We start from the raw sequence: 9,182 nt of genomic DNA, 5'->3' as shown, positions 1-9,182 counted from the left end.
GCTCGAAACCCTCAGCCTCCGTTCGCCCGCATGTTGCGCCGAGAAACGCGCCGCGCGACGGGGCGCGCCGCTTCCGCGATGATCCCGTTGGTTTGAGGCGCGGCATCCATGCGCGACCTTGCGTCGGTCACCCGATGCAGGCGCTCGTAAGGCAGCAATTCCCGGATGCGGGCGTTGAGCGCTTCGACTTCGGCGCGCAAATCCTCGCATTCCTGCTTCTGGATATCGAGCTGGATCTGCTCCGACGCCTGCTGCAGCGAAAGCCGTGAGAAATTGGTGCTGACCTCGGACAGGTTCTTCTTGTCGGCTTCGCTCTCGTCCTTGAGAACGGCGAGCCTTTTCTCCGCAATCTGGCGTTCGGTGACGGCGTCGTTCAGCTGCGCCTTTAGCCTGGTGATCTCGTCCGTGGCTTCGCCATTGTCGGTCGAGACCTTGTCCAGACGCGACTGCAGTTCCTGGATCTCGGCACGCAAACCGCGCATTTCCGCGTGGCTGCGTGCCAATTCGGCGGTGCTGTCGCTCTCGGCGATCCGCGCCGCCTCGATTGTTTCGGCAAGCCTGGCCTGCGCTGCTTCGAGCGCTTTCTGCAGCCGGGTTTCTTCCTTTTCGTGGTTGCCGATTTGAGCCATCAGCTCGGCGATGTGGGCGGTTTCACTGGCGTGGGTTGCCGCGAACTCGTCGAACTTATGCCGGGCCTCCGCCTCGCGCTTTTGCGCCTGCTCCAGATCGACCGAAAGGCCGACCTGCTTTTCCCGCAGCAGCTTGTTCTCGGCGCCGCGCCTGTCGACTTCGACGGTCTTGGCCGTCAGGGCTTTAACGATCTCGCCGAACTCCGTCTCGCGCCTGGCGGTCTCATTGCCCATCTCCACCAGCTCCAGGCGCACCGCCGCAAGCGCCGAGCGCAGCTGCTCCCGGTCCTGGACGAGGCTCGCCTCGCGCTGCTGCCACGCTTCGGCCGCACCGTCGCGTTCGCGCTGCCGGCGGGCGGCGTCAAGCAATTGTTCCGACAATGTCTTGTGTTCGGCGGTGAGAGCGAGATTTGCCAGCTCCAGCTCGTTGGAGCGCAACACGTCGCGATGGAAGACGTTGAGGACTTCGCGCGTCATATGATGCGCAGTGGCGATCTCCGCCAGCTTTGCCTCGATCTCCTGCAGATGGCCCTGCCCGTCCCGGAAAAGCCCGGTGACGGCCTCCAGGGCGGCCAGCCGCGTCTGGGTATGCGGTGTCAGCCGCGATGCCGATGCGTCGGACGGCTCTTCGGCCGGCGGATTCTCGTCGCTTGCAACCAGTTCCCGACCGGCGACGGCGTCGTCTTCCGACGGCGGCTGTTCGTCATCTTTGAGAACGTCCTCGAACGCCTCCGCCAGATCCGATTGGAGTTCCTGAAATTCCTTATCGACGTCCTCGGCCCGCTTGATCAGAGACTTGAAATTCATCACGGCACATCCCTTACGCTCGACGACACATCTTTTACGCTCGCCCCCGGGCGTACTTAACGAATTACTAATCTATCGCGTTACCTTCCGTTCGGGAAGCCTGTGCAAAGGAAACCAAAATTAAGGTTATCGCCGGTCCCAATCTGATGCGGATCCGCGCTAGGTGAGCCCCTCTCCCGTTCCTAACATATGTTAGCTTTCTCTCCGGATAGGTGCTGAAAGCATGCGCAGCAGAAGGGAAAGACAGCGAGCTGCTTGTCATCATTCAGATGAGCGATGCGAAGACTTCTGGACGGAAAAAAGAAGCTCCCGCCGTATAAATTTTCTCTTCCTCGGCCGCCCATGATCGATCGAGTGGAGTTGCTTGCGCGAGCATCCGGTTGCCGTGGCTCTATGGGAGTCGACGCGGGAGGCGGATGGGCCGACCTCCCGCGTCGGTGCATCAACTCTTGATGTCGATGCGCTTGACCTGCGACTGCGCCTTCTCGCTCTTCGGCAAGGTGACGGTCAGCACGCCGTTCTTGAAGCGGGCATCCACCTCGTCTTCCTTGACCTCGTAGCCGACCGGGATGCGGCGCTCGAAGCGGCCGTAATAGCGCTCGGAGAACTGCCTATCCTTGTCCTCCGTCTCGGAGCGCTTCTCGCCTCTCAGCGTCAGCACGCCGTCGTCGAGCAGGACCTCGATGTCTTTCTGTTCGAGGCCAGGCACCTCGGCCATCACCTTGATCTCCTTCTCGCCGTTGGAGATCTCGACGCTCGGCCAACCGGCGCCGAGGGCGGAGACACCGCCAAGTGACGGCAACCGGCTGTCGAAGCCGCGGAAAACGTCGTCAAACAGGCGGTTCACCTCGCGATGCAGCGACAGGAACGGATCGCGCTCACCGTCGCGGAATATGCTTGGAAGCTGGTTGCCGTTGCTCCGGCCCCAGGGGATCAGATCACGGACACTCATGGTTTGCTCCTTTCTGTTCATCGGCTCGAAAAGCTCCTACGCGCCGCGCAGTGCCCGGCGCGTAGCGCGGATGCGCTCACAGAAGCCCTCAGGCGGCGTGCTTCTCGCCTTCGATCTTCTTTGTCGTGCCTTTGAGCGTTGCCTTGTCGGCCGCGATCTCGATCCGCCGCGGTTTCATCTCTTCTGGAATTTCGCGCTTCAGATCGATCGTCAGCAGCCCATTGACCAAGCTGGCGCCAACGACCTTGACGTGGTCGGCAAGCTCGAAGCGGCGCTGGAATGCACGGCCGGCGATGCCACGATGCAGGTACTCACCCTTGTCCTCGCCGGCTTTCTGGCCAGAGACCATGAGCATGTTCTGCTCCTGGGTAATGGCCAGTTCGTCCTGCGAGAACCCAGCCACCGCCATATTGATGCGGTAGTCGTCTTCCGAAGTCTTGGCGATGTCGTAGGGTGGCCAATTGTCGACGGTCTCGATCCGGCTCGCCGTCTCGAGCGCGTTCAGCATTCGATCGAAGCCGATGCTCGACCGGAACAGGGGACTGAAGTCAAACGTGGTTCTCATAGCTACATCCTCCATTGAGCAACATAGATACGAGGGGCGCCAAGGAAGCGGCGCCCCTTGACCTTGCCGGTCTCTCTCAAGCACCGGCGTAATCGATCTGGGAATTCAACACGGGCACGTCAAGGCCCCGCTCCGAAGCCGCCTTCAAGGTCGTGAAAGTCAGTCCCTTCGTCTGCATGCAGGCAGGCAAATCATGAGTTGGAGGCGGCCGCACAACCACGACCGCCTCGGGGAGCTGATCTTCAATGGATCGCGATGATCCCGTCGACGGCCCGCCACTCCGACGCCCTGATGAGCCGATGGTGAGCGACACGGACAGAATGCAAGGCGCCAGCCAGCTCGCGCTGCCAAAAGCCCAGAAAGCCCCTCAGCGCCGGGAAATCCGGGGCAAGATCATAGTCCTGCCAGACGTAAAGCTGGAGCAGGCTGGGATGGTCGGGCAGATGATAATGGATCTCGGCAGTGGTCAAGCCATACCCATTCATCTGCAAGCGGAATTCCCTGCTGACCGCCATCGCCTTCGGGCCTTCACGCGCTCAGCCGGTCGACCACCTGCCGGTGGTCGTCATCGGCAGGGCCGCTGGGCGGCGGAGCCAGCGCATCAAGCCGGCGCAGCGCATCCATGATGTCGTCGAAGGAGACCGGCCGCTCGGTGCCCGGCGGCTGGCGCAGCGCCGGCATCGATTCTACGGCGCAAGCATCGGACGCCCAGGACGAAAGGATCGCCCGCTTTTCCCATATATCGAGCGAGCCGTCCTCCAGCACATCCCGCGGGTGCTGAAAATGCCTGGCCGGCGACAGCAGCCGGTCGAGCGAAAGGTCTGATAGTTCGGGAGCTAGGGAAGGAATGATCGGCGAAAGCGTCTGTCGGTCCATTTCTGTCCTCCGTCTCCAAAAACTCCTTGCTTCGGGTTCCAATTTCTCAGCGGTCCCGGCGCTGCCGGGCACCGATAATCTTGTTCAACTCAATCGCGAATTCAAGCCTCTCCGTTATCGGAGCGGGCCAATTTACCGCATGTTTTCAGCGCGCTAGCACTCAACGGTCGAGAGTGCCAAAAAATTTGCGGTACCCCCTTGAAAGTAGATGAAGGCAAAATTAGCTCGACATGCGCGCGATGCCGAAAGGGTCGCGCGAGCCCCGCTCCGGTCCTGCCGGTCCGGAGCGGAGGAACTGCTCGCAATCTGTTTGTCCTGAAGGAGAACGATATGACGTTCCGTCCATTGCATGACCGCGTGCTCGTGCGCCGCATCGAGGCCGAAGAGAAGACGGCCGGCGGTATCATCATCCCCGACACTGCCAAGGAAAAGCCGCAGGAAGGCGAAGTCATCGCCGTCGGCCCGGGGGCCCGCGACGAGAGCGGCAAGCTCGTGCCCCTCGACGTGAAGGTCGGCGACCGCATTTTGTTCGGCAAGTGGTCCGGCACCGAGATCAAGCTCAACGGCGAGGATCTGCTCATCATGAAGGAAAGCGATGTGATGGGCGTGATCGAGCAGGCCGCGACGCTGAAGAAAGCCGCCTGACCGGGGCTTCGATCGAACCGCAACCCAGTCAATGAAAGCTGCCTAAACAAGGAGTGATCCAATGGCTGCCAAGGAAGTCAAATTCCATTCCGACGCCCGCGAGCGCATGCTGCGCGGCGTCAATATCCTCGCCGACGCGGTGAAGGTGACGCTCGGTCCGAAGGGCCGCAACGTCGTCATCGACAAGTCGTTCGGCGCCCCGCGCATCACCAAGGACGGCGTCACCGTCGCCAAGGAGATCGAGCTCGAGGACAAGTTCGAGAACATGGGCGCCCAGATGGTTCGCGAAGTCGCTTCGAAGACCAGCGACCTCGCCGGCGACGGCACCACCACGGCCACCGTGCTTGCCCAGGCGATCGTTCGCGAAGGGGCCAAGGCCGTTGCGTCGGGCATGAACCCGATGGATCTCAAGCGCGGTATCGACAAGGCGGTGGATGCCGTCGTCGCCGAACTCAAGGTCAACGCCCGCAAGATCACCAGCAACGACGAGATCGCCCAGGTCGGCACGATCTCGGCCAATGGCGATGCCGAGATCGGCCGCTTCCTGGCCGAGGCTATGGAAAAAGTCGGCAACGAAGGCGTCATCACCGTCGAGGAGGCCAAGACGGCCGAGACCGAGCTGGAAGTCGTGGAAGGCATGCAGTTCGACCGCGGCTATCTCTCGCCCTATTTCATCACCAACCAGGACAAGATGCGCGTCGAGCTCGAAGAGCCATATGTCCTGATCCATGAGAAGAAGCTGGGCAATCTTCAGGCGTTGCTTCCCGTGCTGGAGGCCGTGGTGCAGTCCGGCAAGCCGCTGCTGATCATCGCCGAGGATGTCGAAGGCGAAGCTCTGGCCACGCTGGTGGTCAACAAGCTGCGCGGCGGGCTTAAGGTCGCCGCCGTCAAGGCTCCGGGTTTCGGTGACCGCCGCAAGGCCATGCTGGAGGACATCGCCATCCTGACCGGCGGCACGGCCATTAGCGAGGATCTCGGCATCAAGCTGGAGAATGTCACGCTGGAGATGCTCGGCCGTGCCAAGAAGGTCGCGATCGAGAAGGAGAACACCACCATCGTCGACGGCGCCGGCAAGAAGGAGGAGATCCAGGGCCGCATCACGCAAATCAAGGCGCAGATCGAGGAGACCACCTCCGACTATGATCGCGAGAAGCTGCAGGAGCGGCTGGCCAAGCTCGCCGGCGGCGTTGCCGTGATCCGCGTCGGCGGCGCAACGGAAGTGGAGGTCAAGGAGAAGAAGGACCGCGTCGACGACGCGCTGCACGCCACGCGCGCGGCGGTCGAGGAAGGTATCCTGCCCGGCGGCGGCGTTGCCCTGCTCAGGGCGGCCAAGGCGCTCGATACAGTCGCCGTCGACAACCCGGACCAGAGATACGGCGTCGATATCGTGCGGCGCGCGATCGAGGCTCCGGCGCGTCAGATCGCCGAGAACAGCGGGTCGGAAGGTTCGATCATCGTCGGCAAGCTGCGCGAGAAGACCGAATTCGCCTATGGCTGGAACGCCCAGACCGGCGAATATGGCGACCTCTACAAACAGGGCGTCATCGATCCCGCCAAGGTCGTGCGCACCGCGCTGCAGGATGCGGCCTCGGTTGCCGGACTGCTCGTCACCACCGAGGCCATGGTGGCCGAGAAGCCGAAGAAGGAGGCCGCTCCGGCCATGCCGGCCGGCGCCGGCATGGACTTCTGAGACGCCGACGGGAGCCCGCTTCTGGCAACGGGAGCGGGCGTTTCGAAACGCACGATGGGAGGCCCTTATGGATATGATGAGCGGCAATGGCTCGGTTCCGGCACCGACGCGCCCGGCAAGCGAATTCCTCGCTTATGAAGCCGAATGTCGAAGCGCATTGAAGCCGTTGCTGGCAGACTTGCTCGACACGGCCGAATCCGCCGGATGGAACCGGCGGACCGTCGCCTCAACGCTGATGTTTCTTGCCGCACAGCACGTGTCGGCCACCGAAACATCCGCGGGCGGCTAGCGAAATCGGGCCCCGCCTTCAAGGCGGGGCCCATGTGACTGCGAACGGACGAGGATTGCCATGATTGCAGGACGATTGCGCGAATGCCTGAGAATCTTGCGATGGGAAGCTGCCGACGTCGCCGAGGAGCTTGGCTGGCCCAGAAACGACGTGACGCGCTGGCTCGAGGGGCGCGCGCCGGTGCCGCTGGCGGTCGCCGCCTGGATCGAGGCCCTCGCCAAGGCACACAAGGCGCTGCCCCCGCCGCGCCTTAACCGGCAGAATTCAGCGACGCACACGCCGGCAGGCCCGGTGGTTGTGCAGGCGTTCAACGGCGTAGGCCAGCCGCGACCGCACGGCGTCGTCCTGCAACCGCCCTACCCGCGCCGACATGTGCTGGCCGGGACGACCGGCCTTCGCCCGGGCGCCATGAGCATCCACTCGAATGAGGGTTCTGACCATGAACCACGACCGCTTTGAAGAGCCTGTCACCATCCTTGTCGGAATGGGTTTGCCGGTCCGGCTCGAGACCATGATGGAAGCCTATGCCCTGCTGCAGGACTGGCCGGCTGCGAGCAGGAGCAGCGCATATGCGATCGCGCTCAACGCCTGCAAAGCTGGCATTGCCGGCGAGATCGACGCGGAAATGGTGCGGACAACCCTTGTTGCCTTCGCCCGCCGCCACGATATCCTGGCGCCGGACATGGTTTCGCTGGCGCCCGCAGCGCTGGCAGGGCGCGCGTCCACAAGCAACAATGGCTGAAGATTTGAAACCGGCGCGTGCTGGCGCGACGGACAAAATAACCGAACCCAGGAATTTTGAATGACGACGGACACCAAGGCCAAGGAAACCAGGACATTCGAGGCGGACGTCTCGCGGCTGCTGCATATGATGGTGCACTCGGTCTATTCGGACCGAGACGTTTTCCTGCGCGAGCTGATCTCCAACGCGGCGGATGCCTGCGAGAGGCTGCGCTTCGAGGCGGTGAGCCGGCCAGAGCTTCTGGGCGACGATGCCAAGCCACGCATCACGATTGCCGCCAATCCGGACAACAAGGAGCTTTCGGTCGAGGACAACGGCATCGGCATGAGCCGCGACGAGATGGCGGAGGCGCTGGGCACGATCGCGCGCTCCGGCACCCGCGCCTTCATGGAGCGCGTCGAAGCCGGCAAGGCGGCGGAAGACACGCAGCTGATCGGCCAGTTCGGCGTCGGGTTTTATTCGGCCTTCATGGTCGCAGACCGTGTCGACGTCATCAGCCGCCAGGCCGGCAGCGACGAGGCCTTCCGCTGGTCGTCCGACGGCAAGGGCACCTACGAGATCGCGCCGGCGCCGCTCGAGGCAGCACCCAAGCGCGGCACGCGCGTGGTGCTGCATCTGATGGAGGACGCCTCGTCCTACACCACGCCCTATCGGCTCGAGGGCTTGGCGAAGTCGCAGTCCGGGCATGTGCCGGTGCCAATCACATTTGTCGAAAAGCCCGGCGCCGAACCGCGCGACATCGCCGACGGCACGGCGCTTTGGGTGCGGCAAAAGAGCGAGATCAAGCCGGAGGAATATACCGACTTCTACCGCAGCATCGCCGGCCAGTATGACGAGCCCGCCTCGACCATCCATTTCCGCGCCGAGGGCCGGCAGGAATACAGCGTGCTCGCCTTCGTGCCGGGATCGCGGCCGTTCGACCTGTTTGACCAGGACCGCAAGGGCCGCATGAAGCTCTATGTGCGGCGCGTCTTCATCACCGACGAAGCCGATCTGCTGCCGCGCTACCTGCGCTTCGTGCGCGGCCTGGTCGATTCCGCCGACCTGCCGCTCAATGTCTCGCGCGAGATGATCCAGGAAAGCCCGTTGCTCGCAGCGATCCGCAAGGGCGTGACCAACCGCGTTCTCGGCGATCTCGCCAAGACGGCCGAAAACGATGCCGAAGCCTACGCCAAAATCTGGGAAAATTTCGGCGTCGTCCTCAAGGAAGGTCTCTATGAGGACTACGAGCGACGCGAGCAACTGCTGAAGCTTGCCCGCTTCCGTTCGACGACCTCAGGCGAAGACAGGCGCAGCCTTGCCGACTATGTCGCAGCGATGAAGGAAGGACAGAAAGCGATCTTCTTCATGGCCGGTGACGATCGCGCCCGGCTCGAAGCCTCGCCGCAGCTCGAAGGTTTTCGCGCACGCGGCATCGAGGTGCTGCTCCTCACCGATCCCGTCGACAGCTTCTGGGTGACGATGGCGCCGGAATTCGACGGCAAGCCGTTCAAGTCGGTGACGCAGGGCGCGGCCGAGCTCGCCGATATTGCGCTGCCCGAAGATGCGACGAAGCCCGACGCGGAGACGTCGTCGGATATCGCCGCCTTCCTGGCTTTCGTGAAAACGACGCTTGGCGAGGAGGTTTCGGACGTGAAGTCCTCCGACCGGCTGACCGAAAGCGCCGTGTGCCTTGTCGCGCCGGAGCATGGCCCGGACCGCCAGTTCGAGCGCCTGCTCAACGCCGCCGGCCGGCTCGACAAGGCGGCCAAGCCAATCCTCGAGATCAACCCGCGCCACGAGCGCGTGGCGGCACTGGCAAAGCTCGGCGACGACGAGAAGGCGTTCAAGGAAGACGCCGCGCATCTGCTTTACGACGAGGCACGTGTGCTAGACGGCGACAAGCCGGCCGACGCCAAGGCGTTCTCGGCGCGGCTTGCGCGGCTGATCGATCGCGGGCTGGCGAGGGGGTAAGCGCCGGCGCTCGCCCGACAGGGGGAATGCGCCG

The 9,182-nt window shown here is 63.3% G+C and carries 11 protein-coding genes; 6 read left to right on the top strand and 5 right to left on the bottom strand.

Going from position 1 to position 9,182, the window contains the following annotated elements:
• Positions 1-11: 11 nt before the first annotated feature.
• From LB520_RS18205 to LB520_RS18185, 5 genes are all read right to left on the bottom strand, one after another.
• Positions 12-1,436, bottom strand: coding sequence for a hypothetical protein (locus LB520_RS18205; protein ID WP_095767142.1), 1,425 nt, complete (start codon positions 1,434-1,436; stop codon positions 12-14).
• 442 nt (positions 1,437-1,878) lie between these two features.
• Positions 1,879-2,388 (bottom strand): Hsp20/alpha crystallin family protein, encoded by a 510-nt coding sequence (locus LB520_RS18200; protein ID WP_224513219.1) that lies wholly within the window; start codon positions 2,386-2,388, stop codon positions 1,879-1,881.
• A gap of 88 nt (positions 2,389-2,476) precedes the next feature.
• Entirely contained in the window at positions 2,477-2,953 is a 477-nt protein-coding gene (locus tag LB520_RS18195; protein ID WP_224607354.1) for an Hsp20 family protein, read from the bottom strand.
• 242 nt (positions 2,954-3,195) lie between these two features.
• Complete coding sequence (locus LB520_RS18190) at positions 3,196-3,468, bottom strand: usg protein (RefSeq protein WP_224627704.1); 273 nt, start codon at positions 3,466-3,468, stop codon at positions 3,196-3,198.
• Positions 3,469-3,481: 13 nt separating this feature from the next.
• The gene (locus LB520_RS18185) at positions 3,482-3,829 is read right to left on the bottom strand and encodes a hypothetical protein (protein ID WP_224524793.1); all 348 of its coding nucleotides are present in this window, start codon (positions 3,827-3,829) and stop codon (positions 3,482-3,484) included.
• A 330-nt stretch (positions 3,830-4,159) separates the two neighbouring features.
• On the opposite strand from LB520_RS18185, the gene groES reads away from it, so the two are divergent.
• The 6 genes from groES to htpG all read left to right on the top strand — a co-directional run bounded on the left by groES (position 4,160) and on the right by htpG (position 9,148).
• Complete coding sequence (gene groES / locus LB520_RS18180; protein WP_040988406.1) at positions 4,160-4,474, top strand: co-chaperone GroES; 315 nt, start codon at positions 4,160-4,162, stop codon at positions 4,472-4,474.
• Positions 4,475-4,535: 61 nt separating this feature from the next.
• Positions 4,536-6,164, top strand: coding sequence for a chaperonin GroEL (groL, locus tag LB520_RS18175; protein WP_095767138.1), 1,629 nt, complete (start codon positions 4,536-4,538; stop codon positions 6,162-6,164).
• Positions 6,165-6,231: 67 nt separating this feature from the next.
• The gene (locus tag LB520_RS18170) at positions 6,232-6,453 is read left to right on the top strand and encodes a hypothetical protein (protein ID WP_095767137.1); all 222 of its coding nucleotides are present in this window, start codon (positions 6,232-6,234) and stop codon (positions 6,451-6,453) included.
• 60 nt (positions 6,454-6,513) lie between these two features.
• Positions 6,514-6,912 carry a helix-turn-helix domain-containing protein gene (locus LB520_RS18165; protein WP_224607347.1) on the top strand — a complete coding sequence of 133 codons (399 nt, stop codon included), beginning with the start codon at positions 6,514-6,516 and terminating at the stop codon, positions 6,910-6,912.
• Positions 6,893-7,195, top strand: a complete 303-nt coding sequence (locus LB520_RS18160) for a DUF982 domain-containing protein (protein WP_224607344.1) — start codon at positions 6,893-6,895, stop codon at positions 7,193-7,195. Before LB520_RS18165 ends, LB520_RS18160 begins: the two co-directional genes overlap by 20 nt.
• 60 nt (positions 7,196-7,255) lie before the next feature.
• Positions 7,256-9,148 carry a molecular chaperone HtpG gene (htpG, locus tag LB520_RS18155; RefSeq protein WP_224638370.1) on the top strand — a complete coding sequence of 631 codons (1,893 nt, stop codon included), beginning with the start codon at positions 7,256-7,258 and terminating at the stop codon, positions 9,146-9,148.
• Positions 9,149-9,182: the final 34 nt, after the last annotated feature.

It is taken from the genome of Mesorhizobium sp. CA12 (genome assembly GCF_020165255.1).
Classification (GTDB): Bacteria; Pseudomonadota; Alphaproteobacteria; order Rhizobiales; family Rhizobiaceae; genus Mesorhizobium.
Note: the sequence above shows the minus strand (reverse complement) of the source record. Positions and strands in the feature narration are given on the sequence as shown.